Raw genomic sequence first — 19,006 nt, 5'->3', positions numbered from 1 at the left:
AAATAAAAAAAATACATATGTTTACCCTCGAATTGAACGTTGTTTAATTCACGATGAAAACACACAATCAAGTTTATTTTTTAATTAAAAATTACACAAAACACCAACTGACATGGCAACAACATCAAAAATCATCTATACAAAGATTGATGAAGCACCGGCCCTTGCAACGTATTCACTATTGCCAATAATTAAGGCATTCGTTGAGGCGTCAGGTATCGAAGTTGAGACCAAAGATATTTCTCTTGCTGGGAGAATTATCGCTAACTTTCCGGAAAATTTGACTGAAGATCAAAAAATTCCTGATAACCTATCTGAATTAGGTAAGCTAGCAAAGACTCCAGAGGCTAACATTATTAAGTTGCCAAATATCAGTGCATCAATTCCTCAGCTTAAGGCTGCAATTGCAGAGTTACAAGCAAAAGGTTACAATTTACCTAACTATCCTGAGGAAGCAATTACAGAAGAAGACAAAGCATTACAAGCTCGTTTTGCTAAAGTGCTTGGTTCAGCAGTTAACCCTGTTTTACGTGAAGGTAACTCTGATCGTCGTTCAGCTGCTTCTGTTAAGAAATATGCTCAAAACAACCCACATCGTATGGGTAAATGGTCTGCTGATTCTAAGGCACACGTTGCTCACATGACTGAGAAAGATTTCTACGGAAGTGAAAAGTCGGTGACAATGCCTAAGGCGACTGATGTAAGAATCGAGTATGTAGATAATAATGGCGCTGTTACTGTATTAAAAGAGAAGCAAGCTTTATTGGAAGGCGAAGTAATCGATTCATCAGTGATGAATGTGAAAGCTTTACGTGCTTTCTATGCAAAAGAAATTGAAGCTGCAAAGGAAGAAGGCTTGCTATGGTCACTTCACCTTAAAGCAACAATGATGAAGATCTCTGACCCTGTAATGTTTAAGCATGCAGTTGAGGTATTCTATGCAGATGCTATTGAAAAGCATGCTGATACCATTAAAGAGTTGGGTGTAAACTTCAATAATGGTTTAGGCGATCTTTATAATAAAATTCAAAATCTTCCAGAAGCTAAGAGAGCTGAGATCGAAGCGGATATTATGGCCGTTTACTCAACTCGTCCGGATATCGCGATGGTTGATTCGGACAAGGGAATTACGAACTTACATGTTCCTAACAACGTAATCATTGATGCTTCAATGCCGGTCGTTGTTCGTGATGGTGGTAAAATGTGGAACCCAGCTGGAGAATTACAAGATACAAAAGCATTGATTCCAGACCGTTGTTATGCAACCATGTATCAGGTTTGTTTCGATGACTGTAAGAAGAATGGAGCATATGATGTAGCGACTATGGGATCTGTATCAAACGTTGGTTTGATGGCTCAGAAAGCTGAAGAGTATGGTTCTCATGACAAAACTTTCATGGCTCAGGGCGAAGGTGTTATTCGCGTTGTTGAGTTTGATGGTACTGTTGTAATGGAGCAGGCTGTTGAAGAAGGTGATATCTTCAGAATGTGTCAGGTTAAAGATGCTCCTATTCAGGATTGGGTTAAACTAGCTGTAAACAGAGCTAAAGCAACTCAAACTCCGGCAATTTTCTGGTTAGACGAAAACAGAGCTCACGATGCTCAGTTGATTTCTAAAGTAAACACTTACCTGGCTGATCACGATACAACAGGTTTGGATATTCGTATTATGAGCCCGGATGATGCAATTGCTTTCTCTTTGGAAAGAATCCGTAAAGGTGAAGATACGATTTCAGTAACTGGTAACGTATTGCGTGACTACCTAACTGACCTTTTCCCAATTATCGAGTTGGGTACTTCTTCCAAGATGTTATCTATCGTTCCATTGATGAATGGTGGTGGCTTATTCGAAACGGGTGCGGGTGGATCAGCTCCTAAGCACGTTCAGCAGTTCGAAAAGGAGAATCACTTACGTTGGGATTCTTTGGGTGAATTCCTTGCTTTAGGTGTTTCTTTAGAGCATTTAGCACAAACTACAGGTAATGAAGATGCTCAGTTATTTGCTGAAACTCTTGATGCAGGTGTAACTAAATTCTTAGCAGAGAGCAAATCACCTTCTCGTAAAGTGAATGAGTTGGATAACCGTGGTTCTCATTTCTACTTAGCAATGTATTGGGCTGAAGCTCTTGCAGCGCAAACTAAGAATACAGAATTACAGACACGATTTGCTAAGGTTGCGAAGGAACTTGCTGAAAACGAAGCTCAGATTATTGAGGAGTTAAACTCAGTACAAGGACAACCAATGAATATTGGAGGTTACTTTATGCCATGTGACAAATTAGCAAACGAGGCTATGCGTCCATCAGCAACTCTTAACAAAATTATCAACGACTTAGCTGCTTTGTAAGCTAGCCACGATAAATAAAACCAATAGCCTTCCAGAAATGGGAGGCTATTTTTTTTGCATTCGATACAATAAAATACTTCGACGTCTGATTTATTGGTCAAATCTTTGCAACTCTTTTCAAATCCATTATTTTTGCATTTTAAATTATTCTAAATAAAAATAAAATGCAACTCCACAATAAATTAAGCAAGGATGAAGCGCTAAAGAAACTTCATGCTGAGAGTTTTAAGCGCACCACACTCTCGTTTTATCGTTATGTTATTCTTGAGGATCCTCAGGCCTTTAGAGATGCTTTGTTTCTTGAATGGGATAAACTGGATTGTCTGGGACGAATTTATATTGCCCGTGAGGGAATAAATGCACAAATGAGTGTTCCTGAGCATCATTTAGACGCGTTTATCGCGGCTTTGAATGCACGTGTCGAATTGAAAGATATGCCGATAAAATGGGCCGTAGAAGATGATGGGAAGTCCTTTTTTAAATTGATTATTAAAGTTCGTCCAAAGATTGTTGCTGATGGTTTGGATGATGGGAGTTTTGATGTGACCAATGTTGGGAAACATCTTAGTCCGATGGAGTTTCACGAATCCCTGGACGATCCCAATGCCGTTGTGATAGATATGAGAAATCATTACGAAAGCGAAGTCGGAAAATTTGAAAATGCGATATGTCCCGATGTAGATACCTTTCGGGAAGAAATCCAACAGGTTGTTGATGACTTTTCAGATAAGAAGGATAATAAGGTTTTGCTTTATTGCACAGGGGGCGTGCGATGTGAAAAGGCAAGTGCATATCTCAAACATCATGGGTTTAATGATGTAAATCAGCTACATGGAGGGATTATTGAATATGCGCGTCAAATCAAACGCATGGGGGTTAAATCGAAATTTATCGGTAAAAATTTTGTGTTTGATGAACGTTTGGGAGAAAGTATTGATGGACAAGTTATAAGCAAATGTCACCAATGCGGTGCAGCTTGTGACACCCATACCAATTGTGCCAACGATGATTGTCACTTGCTTTTTATCCAGTGTGAGTCTTGTCGCGAACACTATCATGGCTGTTGTACCGATGAGTGTAAAGACATTATTGCCTTGCCACAAGAGGAACGAATTCTGATGCGTTCGAAATTTCACGACAAGTATTCAAAAAGTCAGATTTATCGCCAACGAATTCGCCCTAAATTGAATCATTCTTAGGTAAAATCAGTTTCTTTTTTTTGTATATTGAAAACAAAAAAAAGAATTATGGATGAACCTAATCAAAAGAATCAGCTCAGTTTTCAACCGGTGAATACTTCCAACTTCAGTGATTTTGAATATCTGTTTGCAGAAAGAGGCACTTGTGAAGGGTGTTGGTGTATGTATTGGCGCCTGCAAGCAGAGGAATTTGAAGCTGGTAAAGGGGACGGAAATCGTCTTGCAATGAAGAAAATGGTTGAGTCAGGTCAGGTGCCTGGAATTATAGTTTACAATGATGATGAACCCATTGGCTGGTGTTCTTTTGGCAATCGGGAAGATTTTCCTCGATTATCGAAATCAGATGAACTCCTCGATATTGAAGACCATGATGCCTGGGTTATAACTTGCCTGTTTGTTAAAAGGAATTGGAGAAGGAGGGGTGTTAAAAGAGCTCTATTGAGACATTTAATGGATTACTGCATTGCAAAGGGTGCTAAATTGATTGAAGGTTATCCTTGTAATTCGACATTCAGCAAATATCCGGATGCCTTTGCATGGACGGGTATATCTAAAGCTTATAAGGCTGTGGGATTTAAGGAAGTGTCTGTGGAAACAGGGAAGAAACCGATTATGCGCTGCTATCTTTGAGAACGTTTCTTTTTAAGTCTGATGTAAAATAATAATCTAAAGATGAGATTCAACCTGTTGCAACTTGATATTAAAAGAAATAGATCTTATCTTTAATAGAAACATGAATTAAAACCTATCTAAAACGAAATATTATGACTGAAGGAAAAGAAAGTATTTGCGTATTTAAAGGATCAGTTATTGATGTTAACTATTATATGGAGTGCTTGGATGAAATAGGGATCTCATCTTTTATTAAAGATGATTTCCAGACTGGGATTCATGCAGGATTTATTGGAGGATCACCCGAAGCCATCGAGTTATTGGTTGATATGGATAATGCAGAAAAGGCTCTTGAATGTATTAAAGGATTACAGGAATAGCTTATTTCTAGTTGGATAAAAGACATAAAAAAAGTCGGGAAACATTGAGTTTCCCGACTTTTTTTTAGTTTTACTAATCTTTAAAATTAAAAAGCAGTAACAATACCCATGAAGTCTTCAGCCACTAGCGAAGCACCACCAATAAGACCACCGTCAACATCTTCGTTGCTAAATAGCTCTTTGGCATTAGATGGTTTACAGCTTCCACCGTATAGGATAGAGCAATTTTGTGCAGCTTCGTCACCATATTGCTCTGCAAGCGTTTTACGAATAAAAGCGTGCATCTCCTGAGCTTGATCTGCAGAAGCTGTTACTCCTGTACCAATTGCCCATACGGGTTCATAAGCCAAAACTACTTTTCCAAAATCTTCAGCTGAAAGGTGGAATAAACCGTCAGCAATTTGAGATTTAACCACTTCAAAATGCTTTCCACTCTCACGTTCTTCCAAAACTTCACCAATGCAGAAGATTGGTGTTAGATTATTTTCAAGGCAAAGGTTGGTTTTCTTCACTAAAATCTCGCTGGTTTCACCATAATAGCTTCTACGCTCAGAGTGACCCAGAATCACGCATTCAGTTCCTGTAGATTCAATCATTGAAGCTGAAATTTCACCTGTGTAAGCACCACTTTTCTCATCGGCACAGTTCTGAGCCGAAACACGAATCTTATTGCTGGTAATGGCCTTATTTAGCTCAGTAAGGTGAACGAAAGGAGCGCCAATGATAACTTGAACATCTTTGATATCGGTAGACTCAACCAAACCATTAATTTCTTTTGCCAACTCGATACCTTCTTGAAGGTTGTTGTTCATTTTCCAGTTTCCTGCAACAATTTTTTTTCTCATAACTGTCATCTGTTTTTTAAAGCTTAAATCGAAATTTTAGTATAAGGAAGCATCCGATTAAAAGCAATAAAGTTGTTGTAATACTTAAAATAACTAATTTATTAGTCAGTGTTTGATGTTGTGTTATTGAATAGGCTGCTAAATTAGCCTTTATTTCTGTTGTTTTTGGTATATCTCGCCAATGCCATTTGTTTAAAATCGTTCCATTTTGTAAAAGAACGAGTCCGGGATTGGAACGAATAATGGTTTTCAGCTGAATCTCATCAGTAGCATAAAAATCATAGAACGCATTGTTCTTTTCTTTAAACGTATTGATTTCATCATCTGTAGAGGCCGTTAAGCAGATGAAATTGTATTTGTGATTTCTACACCATGCTGCCAATTCATCAATTTCTTTCAGATTTGTAAGCTTCATTTCATTAAGTTGGCGACTGACCAATAAAAAGGTGTAGGAAGCGTCATTTAGAACTTGCTCGGTAATATCACCCGATTCTTCGTTAGAAATGGAGAAATCGTGAATAGGCGCTTTATAGCCTTCTTTAATTTTAATCTGTTCGACATCAACATAAGTCCAGCTGGAATCCTGCCAAGGGTAATTGCTTTCATCAAACTCCTTAATGACCCCATTTTTTTCGTATTTAAAAATGGACTGGTATTCGTCAGCCGGTGCTCCTTCAGGAATAGTCATGCTTTCTTGAATATTGGCTCCAATATGATAGGGTCTAAAATCGATAAAGGGTAAATGACGGTAGGAGTAATAAGAACAGCCTAATGCAATCGTTAATGAAAAGGCAAGCAAGAGATTCTGAGTAAGTTTAGAGCTTTTGTCTTTTTCCAATTTACGGGTGTAGAATACCACAAGGGTAAAAGCTAAAATAATAATATTTTTTCCGAACGTTTCCCAGTTCGTTAATATCAATGCGTCGCCAAAGCAGCCGCAATCTGTCACAGGATTCGTGAGAGCCAATATCAGGGTAAGGGGTGTGAAAAATAACATGAACAGAAGTGCCAGCCATGATGCACTTTTTTTATACACATTAAATAAAATTAGCATCCCCACACTGAATTCGAGAGTCGAAAGGATAATTGCCATTGTAAAGGCAAGGCCTGTCAATGAATCCATTCCAAAAGCCAAGAAATAATCTTTAAACTTAAAGGTCGATCCCATAGGATCAATGGCTTTAACAAAACCAGAAAATATAAAAAGGGAACCGACTAAAAGGCGGCTTACAGATCTTAATAAACTCATTCAAATATTTACTTTTGGGTGTGTTGATTCAAATCGTTTTTATTCACCAAATTCCAATTTAATTAATCCAAATACCGAATAGTTGATCATATCGTAGTAATTGGCATCAATCCCTTCTGAAATAATCGTTTTTCCTTTATTATCTTCAATTTGCTTGGTTCTATTAATCTTCATCAAAATCAGGTCGGTATAAGAGGACACTCTCATGCTTCTCCAGGCTTCATCGTAATCATGATTTTTCTTTTCCATCAAGCTTTTAGCTTCCTGAAAGTATGTATTATAGAGTTCTAAAGCTTTGTCATGCTCTAATGCCTGATCGGAAGGTCCGAGCTCAAGCTGAATGATTCCCATGATACAATAGTTTACAATACCAATAAACTCAGAGCGAATATCATCCTCAATCTTACTCATCCCTTTTTCCTCGATGCTACGAATACGCTGCGCTTTGATATAAATCTGATCCGTCAGAGAAGTCGGACGTAAAATACGCCATGCAGTACCATAATCTTTCATTTTCTTGGTATAGATATCAGTACAAATCTTGATAATGCTATCGTATTGCTCGTTGGTTGTCATATTGGATTTTTGAGTTTGTTCTATTGTAGTCATCTATAAGTGAAGCTTAATTTTTAATGAATCAGTCTATTTTGATAATCTAAATGAATAATAAAAACGCCATAAGTCACGACAAGTCGAGTGCTTTGACAATTTTCTTTTATTTTTGTTCAATTATTAACGAAAATAGCCATCACATGCAAAAATATAAAACAAATCCTTCAAATCAGAAGATCGAATCAATTATGTGTGGTAAGAATTTAATATCTTTTGATAAACCTTTGGTTATGGGGATTTTGAATTTAACACCCGATTCCTTTTTTGATGGTGGTCAGTATATTGATGCCAATTCAATTTTAAAACGAGCCAGGCAAATTATTTCTGAAGGTGCTGATATTATCGACTTGGGAGCATATTCAACGCGTCCGGGTGCCAAAGATATTGATGTTGAAGAGGAGTGGAGAAGAATGCAACCGGCATTGGCAATTATTCGAAAAGAATTGCCTGATGTGATTTTGTCGATTGATACGTTTCGGTCGGAACTGGTGAGCAGAGTTGTTGGGGAATTTGGTTCTTGTATTGTGAATGACATTTCCGGAGGAACAATGGATGATCATATGTTTGCAACCGTTGCCGAACTAAATGTGCCATACATCATGATGCACATCAAAGGCACACCTCAAACCATGCAGTCACAAGCGGTCTACAAAGATCTTATGGCTGAATTAGTCATGTTTTTTGAAGAACGAGTGAAACAATTGAACGCCCTAGGCGCAAAACAGATCATTCTAGATCCTGGTTTTGGTTTTGGTAAGACACTGGAGCATAACTACCAAATCATGTCTCAACTGGAAGCCTTCAAGGCGCTTAATCTACCTTTACTGATTGGAATCTCACGTAAATCGGTGATTTACAAACTTCTGGGTGGTGAAGCCAAAGATAGTTTGAATGGCACAACAGCCTTGAATATGGTTGCTCTTTTGGGAGGTGCTCATATTTTACGTGTTCATGATGTAAAAGAGGCGGTTGAATGCGTAAAAATCTACAATCAGATGTTGATGAAATAATTGAGCTTATCTATAAAGGATTATCTATTATAAATTTCTATTTTTGTTAAGAAAACACTTTCAAATAAGCTGCTTTTCATATTCTAAAGTCATAATTAGCCTAATATTTCACATATGCCCCTAGCTTTTATAACGCTAAGTTTTTTCGATGTCCTGGATATTTTATTGGTGGCTTTCTTGCTGTATCAGGTTTATATGCTGATACGAGGAACTGTAGCGATCAATATTTTTGTAGGCCTGTTTTTATTTTATCTGATGTGGCTATTTGTAAAGGCCCTCAATATGGAACTGCTAGGTAGTATCCTTGGACAGTTTATAGGAGTTGGTGTTATTGCCTTAATTATCGTGTTTCAGCAGGAGGTAAGGAAATTCCTGCTTCATTTGGGGTCTCGTTATAATTTTAGCCAAAAGTTTTCTTTCGAAAAATGGTTGGCTGTAGATGATAAATCAATTAAAGACAATGAAATTGATGCTATTATTGAGGCTTGTGAGGATATGTCTAATACGAAAACAGGGGCTCTGATTGTGATTACGAAACGAACTGATTTATATAGTTTTGCTGAAACAGGACAAATAATAAAGGCCCGTATTTCATCTAGCTTATTAGAATCGATCTTTTATAAAAACTCCCCTTTACATGATGGGGCATTAATTTTGGATAACAATCGTATCCTTGCCGCACGTTGTATACTACCTGTCTCAGATAACCCCAATATTCCGGGTAGTCTTGGTTTGCGACACAGATCGGGGATAGGTATCAGCCAAATGACCGATGCACATGTGATTATTGTTTCGGAGGAAACTGGTAATATCTCCTATATTATGGGTGGAAAAATTAAGGTCAGAATCAGTACGGAAGAATTGCGTCGCTTTTTAAATGCGGATTATTCCAGTTTTGTTGCATAGTAAATTCATCTGTCCTTTAAATGTCAATATGAAGATAGTCAGTTCTATATGAGAATTGAGATCTTCATTTTTTTTGATAATCTATGACAAACAATTCATAATCAAAGACGAGTAAAATATTTATTGATAAAAATGTGTATATCGTTGATAAATATATTGTAAAACTTAGCAATACTTATGTCAATCTTATCTATTTTTATACTAACATTTTATTCAATCTTTATCTATGATCTGTAAATTCCTCATACTGTTCCACTTTTTATCTGTATTTGGGCTTAATTCTGCGCCTAAAGAACATCAGATAAAGGCATGGGTTGAGATAGAAGGGGAATTAGATGCTTTATCTGTTAAAGCAAAAATTGAAAACACCGGAGAAAAGAATGTTTTTTTGAATTATGAATTGGAAACATTCAGTCGCAGTAGAATTAAGAAGCAAAAGACTCTTGAAAAAGGTAAAATATTAGCATTGAAACGGTCTGTTTATGCTCTTTCCGAATCTAGATTAAATGTCAGAACAACCGAAGAACTTTGTGTTAAAATCAAAGTCCTTCTGGATGATCAAATTGTAGCTCTGGATTCAGTTATCTTCCAGGGTGTTAAATAAAATGTTAGATATTCCTGTCAGAGAATTAAAGTAATTCTCCCAGCAATAAATTATCATTTTCAGGCATAATCTCTTTTATCAACACATTATAAAATGTGTTTTTCTTCAGGTTCTCACCTTGGAACTGAACCGGAACATAATGCTCTCCATAACCTTTAGCAATATTCCCATTTATATTTTCAACAAGAACTCGCTGAATCTTACCAATAAACAGGCTTCTGTAATTCAATTTGCTGTCCTCAGCAATACCTCTTAACACCTCACTTCTTTCCGTCTTCATTTTCTCAGGAATCTGATCGTGCATTCTTTCAGCCCGAGTTCCCTTACGAATGGAGTATTTAAAAGCGTGTACGTGACCAAACTCAAGGTTCTTGATCATATCACAACTTTCTGCGAAGTCAGCTTCGCTTTCACCCGGAAAACCGATGATAATGTCAGTAGTGAAATTGAAATCAGGTCGAATAGACCTAACTTTCTCAACGGTGTTCTTAAAAGTTTTGGTAGTATACATTCGGCGCATTTTCAAAAGCACTTCATCAGAGCCTGACTGCAGGCAAAGGTGCAGGTGAGGCGTCATTTTAGGGTGTGACAATAAGCTTAGGAATTTATCCCCAAAACCATCGGGTTCAAGCGAAGAAATTCGTAGACGGAAATCACCATCCAAATTCAGAATAGCCTCAATCAGATCATCAAATTTGTAATTTTCAAATTCATAACGACCAATATTCACACCGGTAATCACAACCTCTTTGGCTCCTTGATCAATCACGTCCTTCACATTATCGAGAATGGCCTGAAAAGGACGGCTTTTGGCACGACCGCGTACAGATGGAATGATACAAAACGTGCAGAAGTTATCGCATCCATCCTGAATTTTAATCATGCTTCGGGTGTGAAAACCTTTTTCTGTAGCCCCGTAAGCAAAAAGATCCTTATCGAGTTGTGACGGATGTTTTAATTCGCCTTTAAAATGTGAATCAACCAATGAGAACAAAGCCGATTTATTATCGTTTTCAAGCACGTAATTGATTTCATCCCTACTTTCTAACTCTTCTTTGGCATTATTGGCCATACAGCCTGTTACAACCAAAACGGAATCCTTATTTCGACGATTGGCCTGACTGATAAAGTTACGCGATTTGTGATCGCTCTGGTGTGTAACCGTGCAAGAGTTAATCACATAAACATCAGCTTCACTTTCAAAATCAACCAACTTGAAGTTGTTGTTCTGAAAGGTAGATGCCAGAGCATCTGTTTCATACTGATTCAGACGGCAACCTAATGTTTTAAAGGCTATTGTTTTCATTTTATTCTATATTGTTAGCATTCTTTTTCAGAACGCTTAGCTATTCTAAAATTAATCGATAAGATCTCCCTCTACAGAAAAATCAGTTGCTGATTTAATCTTAACATCAACAATTTGTCCAATTAAATCTGTATTCTCACTCAGAAAGCGAACGTTAATTTTACCTTCTGTCATCCCGGCCAGGTAGCCTTCGTGTTTTGCATGACCTTTCACCAAAACCCTGAAGATTTTACCAATCATGCTTTCGTTATAACTTCTTGAGGTCAGTTTTAGATCTTCAGTTAAAACCTGATGGCGATTTTTCTTCACTTCAAGAGGGACTGAATCGAACCAACGATGGCTGAGTGCTCCAGGACGAGGTGAATATTTAGCAATATAAGCCATATTAAAATCAAACTCTTTCATTGCAGCACGAGTCGCATCAAATTGTTCATCGCTTTCACCCGTAAACCCCACAATAATATCAGTAAAAAGGGTCGCTTCAGGAATCAGACGACGAATGGTTGATACAGATTGACGGTATTTTTCAAGTCCATGTTTACGATTCATCGCAATCAAAAGCTTATCGTCACCAGACTGAAGCGGTAAATGAATTTGTTTAGCCAGGCACTTGTATTGGGCAATTACTTCAATCACTTCATCGGTCATATCACGAGGGTGAGGCGAAGTAAAATAGACCCAAAATTCGGTTCCTAATTGATTCCCCATTTCACCAATCCGACGAAGCAATTCGGGGAACATGATTTCAGTATCAGGTTTATCCAAACCATAAGAGTTCACATTTTGTCCTAAGAGAGTAATGGACTTATAACCCCTTTCAACCAGAGATTTAACCTCTTCTAGAATCTCTAATGATGGTCGTGATACTTCACGCCCTCGAGTATAAGGAACTGCGCAAAAAGAACAAAATTTGTCACAACCATTCTGGATGGGCACAAAGGCTTCGAAATCGGAAGCATAATCGGGTTTCACATTCCAGAACTCAGAAATATTGTCGTTATGAGTATCAAATCCATTTTGAATTCCGTTTGGTGTTGTGATCCCATACTGATGAATCATCTCCGGTAAGTTTGGCAAATCTTTCATCTGAAAGATAATATCAAAAAGCTTTAAAAACTTTTCATGATCAGAAGGCAAAACACAACCCGAAACAAATGTGATCAGGTTGGAACGGTTTTTCCATCGATTCCATTTCGCTATTTTAGAATAAACCTTATCGATGGCATTTTGTCGTACCGAACAGGCCAGAATACCAATTAAATTAGCCTCAGTTTCTTCCTCAGTCCAGGTATAACCCATTTGTTCAATCACGGTTCTAACGCGCTCTCCATCAGAAGCATTCATTTGACAACCCAGTGATATTAGATGATATTTCATTTCAATCTGATTATTTGTTGATGCGATGATTCAATAACCATCAAATAAATTTACGAATCCCAATTCATAAGTGATTTAACTTGTCATGTGTATTGACTTAAAAATAAACTTCGGTATGAATAGGGCCTAGCTTGATACCTTGTTTTTCAAGGATATCATAGGCTTCGTAAATCATGTGACAATTTCCGCAAAGATAACAGATTGTATCTGGTGATACGGGGTTTTTAAGAAGATATTCGGTTACACGACCGTTAAAATCGCCTGTATTTTCACCTGAAGTACATAAAATGTAGCGATTCGGGTCGTATGATTCTCTTTCATAGGCTTCTTCTTTGTGACGAATACCATGCAAAAGGGTGTAATCCATTTCCGGATGCGTATGTATAAAACTGTGAATGGGAGAGATCCCTGTCCCAGTACTGATAAACATGAATTTCTTGGATTTAATTTCATCATCTTTCAATGAAAAATGGCCAAATGCGCCATCCACATCCAATTCGTCACCTGGTTTGCATTTCTTTAGTCTTTTCGAAAGCAAACCATCTTCCACTTCCTTGATTAGTACTTCCAGGTAATTATCTTGCTCTGCACTGTATATTGAATACTCCCTACGGTCTATACTGCCACTAAAACCAAGGGTGATGTACTGTCCTGTTTTAAATGTAAAATCCTTTTTCTCCATGCGAATAATATAAGTTGATGGAGTCAGATTTCTGATGCTGATAACTTTATGCGAATTCATTTATTTTGTCTTGTTTTTTGAAACTTCAGTTCATATATGATCGATTTTGCATTATCTGGAATCGATCAAAATAAGCTTTCGCAAAATAAGATGTTTTTATCCGAAATAGCAAGCCTCAGACCATTTTTGTGATGAGAAGAGGGAGACCTGTATTCAATTCATAAAATACAGTGTTTATAAAGACAGTTGAGCAACACATCAGCTAGCTATTACATTCTAATTTCTTTCAGAAAAACAAGGTTCTCGTATTGCTGATCATTCATGGAGAAAAAGATTGAAGCATTCGATTTAAAGTCCAGATGTTTATAAAAGTCAATGGCATTCTGATTTTCAATAAAACAAGACAGCCAGTATGTATACCTGCCTAAAGATACAAGTTGCTTTTCGGCTTCAATAAGGAGGGCTTTTCCTATACCTTGTTCATGAAAATGTTCAGATACATACAAAACGGTCATTTCTGCAGTGTTTTGTTTACTCTCAGGATATGTAGCCGTATAATCCAATTCGCAATATCCAATTAGAAAGCCATCTTGTTTTGCCACCAAACAAAATGTATGCTTATTTTCAATTTTTTTCAAACAATTTTCAACAGTAAAATCGCCATCTAAATATTCTGAATAATCGGTAGAGATACCCCTGGTTGCGTAGGTGTGTAACCAAACTTGCGTTTTTAAGTATTTAATATTGAGTGCATCGTCAGAAGTGGCTTGTCTGATTTCCATTTAGAATATTGTTTTTTATATATTAAAGAAAAAAGATTAGATGTAAGTTCAAAGAATAATTTTATCTTGTAACACAACAAAAATTGCTCAAAAATATTTGAGAGAGAAACAAGCGATTAAAAAAAAGCATATATTCGCTCACTTTTTTATAAAACGATCTTATTTTTTATGGTGTAAATGAAGAATACATATTTTGATTTGATTGAGCAAACCTATTATTTTCCTCAGGAAGGTTTTGATTTGCGTGGGGGTTACCTTTCTTTTCATGGGGTATCCATCAAATATTTAATTGAAAAATACGGGACACCCTTCCGGTTAATCTATTTACCTCGGATTGGAGAACAAATCAAAAAAGCGCGAAATCTATTCAATCGTGCTATTAAAGCCTCACATTATAGAGGCAAGTATCATTATTGTTATTGCACCAAGTGCTGCCATTTTCATCATGTGATTGGTGAAGCACTTAAGCACAACGTTAATCTGGAAACGTCGTCATCTTTCGATATCGATTTGATTTTAAAACTCCATGAGAAAGGGGAATTGGATCAGACTCGTACGATCGTGCATAACGGTTATAAAACCACTGACTATTTAGCCAAAATTATCAAGTTGATTGATGCAGGATTTGAAAACTGTGTTATCATTCTTGATAGTACCAGCGAAATGGGCCGCCTGCAAAAATTAGTTGGAAAACGAAAAATTAAGATTGGCGTTCGAATGGCAATTAATGAAGAGCCCCAATCGGCTTATTATACTTCACGATTAGGAATTCGCCCTGAAGAGATGCTTGAGTTTTTTAATGCGCATATCAAAGATAATAAAAATGTGGAATTGAAAATGCTTCACTTTTTTGTTGATTCAGGTATTAAAGACAGTCTTTATTATTGGGGAGAATTTCAGAAGGCGCTTAACCTTTTTGTTGCCTTAAAAAAAGAATCACCATCACTGGATGCTTTAAATCTGGGAGGTGGATTTCCAATTAGAAATCATCTGGGATTTGAGTACGATTACGAATATATGATTCGTGAAATCGTTAATAATATTAAGGAAGCCTGTGATAACGGAGGGGTTCACGAACCGGATATTTATACCGAATTCGGAAAATATACCGTAGGTGAGAGTGGTGCTATTATTTTCGAGGTGGTTGAGCAAAAGCAACAAAACGATCATGAATTGTGGTACATTATCAACAACTCATTGATGAATACGATACCAGACGCATGGTCTATCCACGAGAAATTTATTCTACTGCCTATTAACAAATGGGATAACGATTACACCAAAATTAATATTGGTGGTATTTCATGTGATCATTCCGACTATTACAATTCAGAGGACTTTAATCAACAGATTATGCTTCCGCGTTTTTCTCCTAAGGCAAAAGAACCGCTATATATTGGTTTCTTCCATACGGGAGCCTATCAGGATTCTATTTCCGGATACGGTGGCATTAAACATTGCTTGATTCCATCTCCTAAACATGTGATTGTGGATCGGGATGAATCGGGCAACTTTGTAGATTACGTTTATCGTAACGAGCAAAGTGTTGATGATATGATGAATATTCTTGGTTATAACGAATAATAAAAAAGAGAGTATGAATAATTTTGCTGGAATAGAAGATGATTTTGCAGCTTTCGGATCTGCTTCTGTCTTATTGCAATCTATCCCATACGATGGAACAAGTACCTGGGGAAAAGGTGCTGATAATGGTTTTGAGGCCTTTTTGGACGCTGCTGAAAATATGGAGCTATATGATATAGAAACAGATTCAGAAGTTTATACAAAGGGTGTGCATATTCTTCCTGAGCTAACTGTGAATCATAGTCCTGAGGCTGTTTTTGAAGAATCATACCGAGTGGCTAAAAAAATGATTGAAACGGGAAAATTCCCAACCTTTTTTGGGGGGGAGCATTCTATTAGTATAGGGGTTATTAAGGCTTTTTACGAGCAGTATTCCGATATTACAGTTTTGCATTTGGATGCTCATGCCGATCTTCGTTCTGATTATATGGGAACGCCTTATAATCATGCTTGCGCCTTACATGACGCATCAAAAAACACCAATTTAATTCAAGTTGGTATACGAAGTATGGATACCAGTGAGCTACCCTATTTTAATAGAGAAAAATGCTTTCTAGCTGAGGATATTTATGGAACCGATGAGTGGATGCAGAAATCGATCGATATGATGGGAGAGAAGGTGTATATTACTTTCGATCTGGATGCACTTGATCCATCAATCATGCCAGCAACGGGCACACCTGAACCTGGAGGATTGGATTGGAATACCACTATCCGATACCTAAGAAAAGTGTTTGAACAGAAAAACGTTCTAGGCTTTGATTTAGTTGAATTAGCCCCTATTAAAGGCAATAAAGCCCCTGAATTCTTAGTGGCTAAGTTGTATTATAAAATGTTATCCTATAAATTCATGCTTGCAAATCAAACGATTTAAAGCAAGCACTAAGTAAAAACAATTTAGATCTCTTGAAGATTACAATTAGATAATAACGCATAAAATGACAACAAAAGGACCCATATCACAATTTGTAACTGAGCATTACAAACATTTTAATGCAGCAACCCTGGTTGATGCAGCTAAGGCCTACGAGCAGCAGCTTGAGCAAGGCAATAAAATGATGATTACACTCGCAGGTGCCATGAGTACAGCAGAGTTGGGTAAATCATTGGCTGAAATGATTCGTCAGGATAAGGTACAGATCATTACTTGTACAGGTGCCAATCTTGAGGAAGATATTATGAATCTGGTTGCACACTCACACTATCGTCGTGTGCCGGATTATCGTGATTTTACACCACAGCAGGAGTGGGATTTGTTGGAACAAGGTTTAAATCGTGTGACGGATACTTGTATTCCTGAAGAAGAAGCTTTTCGTCGCTTGCAGAAGCATATTTTCGAAATATGGAAAGCCGCAGAGGAGGCTGGTGAGCGCTATTTGCCACACGAGTATATGTATAAAATGTTGCTTTCAGGCGTACTGGAGCAATATTATGAAATTGATCCTAAGAATTCGTGGATGCTTGCTGCAGCCGAGAAGAACTTACCTATCGTGGTTCCGGGCTGGGAAGATTCAACCATGGGAAATATATTCGCTTCATATTGTTTGAAAGGCGAGTTAAAGCCATCTACCATGAAATCCGGTATCGAATACATGACCTGGTTAGCCGATTGGTATACAGAGAACACACAAGATAATGGCATCGGTTTCTTCCAAATTGGTGGAGGAATTGCAGGTGATTTCCCAATTTGCGTCGTGCCAATGCTTTATCAGGATATGGAAAGAACCGAAACGCCTTTCTGGAGCTATTTCTGTCAGATTTCTGACTCAACAACCAGTTATGGATCCTATTCAGGAGCCGTTCCTAATGAGAAAATCACTTGGGGAAAACTGGATATCAATACCCCAAAGTTTATTGTAGAATCTGATGCAACCATTGTTGCACCATTGATTTTTGCTTATCTTTTGGGCTGGTAATTCACACTTAATTATTTTATTCTAATCATGGAAACGAACAAACCAAAAGTCATTCAAAATTATGAGAAGCTCTCAAAAGAAATACAAGAGCAGATCAAACTTAATTATTTAGAAGGCTTTAGTGAACACCTTATTGAATTTACAAACCATAAAGGTGAGTTAGTATCAGCTTTACCATTCGAAACAGATGAAAAAATCTACATGGTTCGAATGTCTGTGCGTAAAGCAATGGAATTGGTGGATCAGGATTCTGATTATGATGACGATGGTATACTCTTAAGTAGCAGAAGAGAGCAATACGAAGAAAAGTATGCCAGTGATGATGATGATTTCGATGAAGACGAAGATTAAAACACTTCGGAGGATGTATAAAGGCTGTCTGAGTAATTGGGCAGCCTATTTTTTTTGATTTTCAGTAAAGAATCGGAAGATTAGTCTTTCCAATCCGAAGATCGCCTACGTGTCTTCTTTTCAGAACTTTGTTTTTTTGCTTGTAAACGTCTTTCTCGGGCTGCACGACTGGGTTTAGTCGCTCGACGTTTCTTTTCAGGCTTGAGTGCATGCTCAAGCATTTCGAAAAATTTCTCAATTGCCGTTTGCTTGTTCTTTAATTGAGAACGATCTGCCTGAACGACAACGCTTAATACTCCTTCCTGACTGATTCGCGTAGCCAGTTTCTTGTACAGAAGCGCTTTATTTTCCTCGCTAAGCAATTGTGTTTCTTTTAGGTTAAAACGCAATTCAACTCGTGAGCTTACCTTATTCACATGTTGTCCACCAGGACCGCTACTTCGCGAGGTTTGGAATTTGAATTCCCGAATAAAAGCATCCCGATCAGATATAACATGTTTCATATCTTCTTGATTAAGTTGAATTTAAGATTTTGAGGAGTGATTAAAATTCAAAATCCAATAGGCATCACATTTTCAGAGATTGCCTATTGGAAAATGAACCGTTTAATACCTTATTCTTTCAGAACCATATCGATACACATAACGGCCGCCAATATCATAACTCGTATAGGCTGTTCTGCAGGAACAGTATCTTTAATTTCAAGTATATAATTATCTGCAGTTGTGAATAATTCTTTTCCTATTCCAGCCCATTTTTTACTCACATGAGCCAATTCGATGTCATCTTTCATGAATTTAAAATCCCAACTGGTCCATTTGCCTTTTAGGGCACAAAGGTGATTGTCATTAACATCAAAAACATTAAACTTTCCGCCAATTGAGAAGAATTTTTGTTTAAATCGTCCAACTAATTGCTCATTTTCATCAAATACTTCAACATTTGATAAAAACAGCGTTAGGCCTCTTTTTACACGAAGCACTTTTGCTCCGGTAGAAGTCTTAATTTCAACATTAAAAGGTGTCATCCTTTTATAACCTGTAAATCGAAATAGTTTAGTAAAAAAGCCAAGATTCTCCTCACGGCAATTCATAATTATTTCTTGACTTTCAGGATTCAGAATATCAAAATTGTTGGCCGCCTTAAACATACCAACGTGTTCCTTTACGAAATATAGATTTCGATTGAGTATAGGATTCATAATATAATTTGTATCGATTTTAAATAAGTCGCGAAAATAATTA

20 protein-coding genes are annotated in these 19,006 nt (G+C 37.2%); 11 read left to right on the top strand and 9 right to left on the bottom strand.

The genetic code is table 11. The features are described from left to right. Window positions 1–112 precede the first annotated feature (112 nt). The 4 genes from EV201_RS02570 to EV201_RS02555 all read left to right on the top strand — a co-directional run bounded on the left by EV201_RS02570 (window position 113) and on the right by EV201_RS02555 (window position 4,538). Window positions 113–2,347: an NADP-dependent isocitrate dehydrogenase gene (locus tag EV201_RS02570; protein ID WP_130305835.1), complete on the top strand. Its 2,235-nt coding sequence runs from the start codon at window positions 113–115 to the stop codon at window positions 2,345–2,347. Between the two features lie 164 nt (window positions 2,348–2,511). Continuing rightward, entirely contained in the window at window positions 2,512–3,546 is a 1,035-nt protein-coding gene (trhO, locus tag EV201_RS02565; protein ID WP_130305834.1) for an oxygen-dependent tRNA uridine(34) hydroxylase TrhO, read from the top strand. Window positions 3,547–3,594: 48 nt separating this feature from the next. After that, window positions 3,595–4,176 (top strand): GNAT family N-acetyltransferase, encoded by a 582-nt coding sequence (locus EV201_RS02560; protein WP_130305833.1) that lies wholly within the window; start codon window positions 3,595–3,597, stop codon window positions 4,174–4,176. Window positions 4,177–4,310: 134 nt separating this feature from the next. After that, the gene (locus EV201_RS02555) at window positions 4,311–4,538 is read left to right on the top strand and encodes a putative signal transducing protein (RefSeq protein WP_130305832.1); all 228 of its coding nucleotides are present in this window, start codon (window positions 4,311–4,313) and stop codon (window positions 4,536–4,538) included. 86 nt (window positions 4,539–4,624) lie between these two features. Here the strand turns inward: EV201_RS02555 and tpiA are convergent, their stop codons facing one another. The 3 genes from tpiA to EV201_RS02540 are packed head-to-tail and all read right to left on the bottom strand — an operon-like array spanning window position 4,625 to window position 7,241. Next, window positions 4,625–5,383 (bottom strand): triose-phosphate isomerase, encoded by a 759-nt coding sequence (gene tpiA / locus EV201_RS02550; protein WP_130305831.1) that lies wholly within the window; start codon window positions 5,381–5,383, stop codon window positions 4,625–4,627. Between the two features lie 16 nt (window positions 5,384–5,399). Then, entirely contained in the window at window positions 5,400–6,632 is a 1,233-nt protein-coding gene (locus EV201_RS02545) for a BT_3928 family protein (protein ID WP_130305830.1), read from the bottom strand. Between the two features lie 39 nt (window positions 6,633–6,671). Continuing rightward, window positions 6,672–7,241 carry a DUF1599 domain-containing protein gene (locus EV201_RS02540; protein ID WP_242610446.1) on the bottom strand — a complete coding sequence of 190 codons (570 nt, stop codon included), beginning with the start codon at window positions 7,239–7,241 and terminating at the stop codon, window positions 6,672–6,674. A 143-nt stretch (window positions 7,242–7,384) separates the two neighbouring features. Between EV201_RS02540 and folP the strand changes: the two genes are divergently transcribed. The 3 genes from folP to EV201_RS02525 all read left to right on the top strand — a co-directional run bounded on the left by folP (window position 7,385) and on the right by EV201_RS02525 (window position 9,764). Beyond that, window positions 7,385–8,254, top strand: a complete 870-nt coding sequence (gene folP / locus EV201_RS02535) for a dihydropteroate synthase (RefSeq protein WP_242610445.1) — start codon at window positions 7,385–7,387, stop codon at window positions 8,252–8,254. Window positions 8,255–8,368: 114 nt separating this feature from the next. Then, complete coding sequence (gene cdaA / locus EV201_RS02530) at window positions 8,369–9,160, top strand: diadenylate cyclase CdaA (protein ID WP_130305829.1); 792 nt, start codon at window positions 8,369–8,371, stop codon at window positions 9,158–9,160. Window positions 9,161–9,386: 226 nt separating this feature from the next. Then, window positions 9,387–9,764, top strand: coding sequence for a hypothetical protein (locus tag EV201_RS02525; protein ID WP_130305828.1), 378 nt, complete (start codon window positions 9,387–9,389; stop codon window positions 9,762–9,764). Between the two features lie 25 nt (window positions 9,765–9,789). Here the strand turns inward: EV201_RS02525 and mtaB are convergent, their stop codons facing one another. From mtaB to EV201_RS02505, 4 genes are all read right to left on the bottom strand, one after another. Then, window positions 9,790–11,070: a tRNA (N(6)-L-threonylcarbamoyladenosine(37)-C(2))-methylthiotransferase MtaB gene (mtaB, locus tag EV201_RS02520; protein WP_130305827.1), complete on the bottom strand. Its 1,281-nt coding sequence runs from the start codon at window positions 11,068–11,070 to the stop codon at window positions 9,790–9,792. A 51-nt stretch (window positions 11,071–11,121) separates the two neighbouring features. Continuing rightward, window positions 11,122–12,447 carry a tRNA (N6-isopentenyl adenosine(37)-C2)-methylthiotransferase MiaB gene (gene miaB, locus EV201_RS02515; RefSeq protein WP_130305826.1) on the bottom strand — a complete coding sequence of 442 codons (1,326 nt, stop codon included), beginning with the start codon at window positions 12,445–12,447 and terminating at the stop codon, window positions 11,122–11,124. A 97-nt stretch (window positions 12,448–12,544) separates the two neighbouring features. Then, window positions 12,545–13,189 (bottom strand): ferredoxin--NADP reductase, encoded by a 645-nt coding sequence (locus EV201_RS02510; protein WP_165389565.1) that lies wholly within the window; start codon window positions 13,187–13,189, stop codon window positions 12,545–12,547. A gap of 209 nt (window positions 13,190–13,398) precedes the next feature. Continuing rightward, window positions 13,399–13,911, bottom strand: coding sequence for a GNAT family N-acetyltransferase (locus EV201_RS02505; RefSeq protein ID WP_130305825.1), 513 nt, complete (start codon window positions 13,909–13,911; stop codon window positions 13,399–13,401). A gap of 177 nt (window positions 13,912–14,088) precedes the next feature. Here EV201_RS02505 and EV201_RS02500 point away from each other — a divergent pair, with 177 nt between their 5' ends. The 4 genes from EV201_RS02500 (at window position 14,089) to EV201_RS02485 (ending at window position 17,762) form a co-directional block, all read left to right on the top strand. Further along, window positions 14,089–15,495, top strand: coding sequence for a type III PLP-dependent enzyme domain-containing protein (locus EV201_RS02500; protein ID WP_130305824.1), 1,407 nt, complete (start codon window positions 14,089–14,091; stop codon window positions 15,493–15,495). Between the two features lie 13 nt (window positions 15,496–15,508). Further along, window positions 15,509–16,369, top strand: a complete 861-nt coding sequence (gene speB / locus EV201_RS02495) for an agmatinase (protein ID WP_130305823.1) — start codon at window positions 15,509–15,511, stop codon at window positions 16,367–16,369. 64 nt (window positions 16,370–16,433) lie between these two features. Beyond that, window positions 16,434–17,411, top strand: coding sequence for a deoxyhypusine synthase family protein (locus EV201_RS02490; protein WP_130305822.1), 978 nt, complete (start codon window positions 16,434–16,436; stop codon window positions 17,409–17,411). A gap of 27 nt (window positions 17,412–17,438) precedes the next feature. Further along, window positions 17,439–17,762: a hypothetical protein gene (locus EV201_RS02485; RefSeq protein WP_130305821.1), complete on the top strand. Its 324-nt coding sequence runs from the start codon at window positions 17,439–17,441 to the stop codon at window positions 17,760–17,762. An 80-nt stretch (window positions 17,763–17,842) separates the two neighbouring features. Here the strand turns inward: EV201_RS02485 and arfB are convergent, their stop codons facing one another. Both arfB and EV201_RS02475 read right to left on the bottom strand, forming a co-directional pair. Then, on the bottom strand, window positions 17,843–18,265 hold the full coding sequence (gene arfB / locus EV201_RS02480) for an alternative ribosome rescue aminoacyl-tRNA hydrolase ArfB (RefSeq protein ID WP_130305820.1): 423 nt from the start codon (window positions 18,263–18,265) through the stop codon (window positions 17,843–17,845). A 110-nt stretch (window positions 18,266–18,375) separates the two neighbouring features. Next, the gene (locus EV201_RS02475; protein ID WP_130305819.1) at window positions 18,376–18,963 is read right to left on the bottom strand and encodes an LURP-one-related family protein; all 588 of its coding nucleotides are present in this window, start codon (window positions 18,961–18,963) and stop codon (window positions 18,376–18,378) included. Window positions 18,964–19,006: the final 43 nt, after the last annotated feature.

This window comes from Ancylomarina subtilis, assembly GCF_004217115.1.
Classification (GTDB): Bacteria; Bacteroidota; Bacteroidia; order Bacteroidales; family Marinifilaceae; genus Ancylomarina; species Ancylomarina subtilis.
The sequence above is the reverse complement of the archived record's forward strand: the minus strand, read 5'-3'. Positions and strand labels throughout refer to the sequence as shown.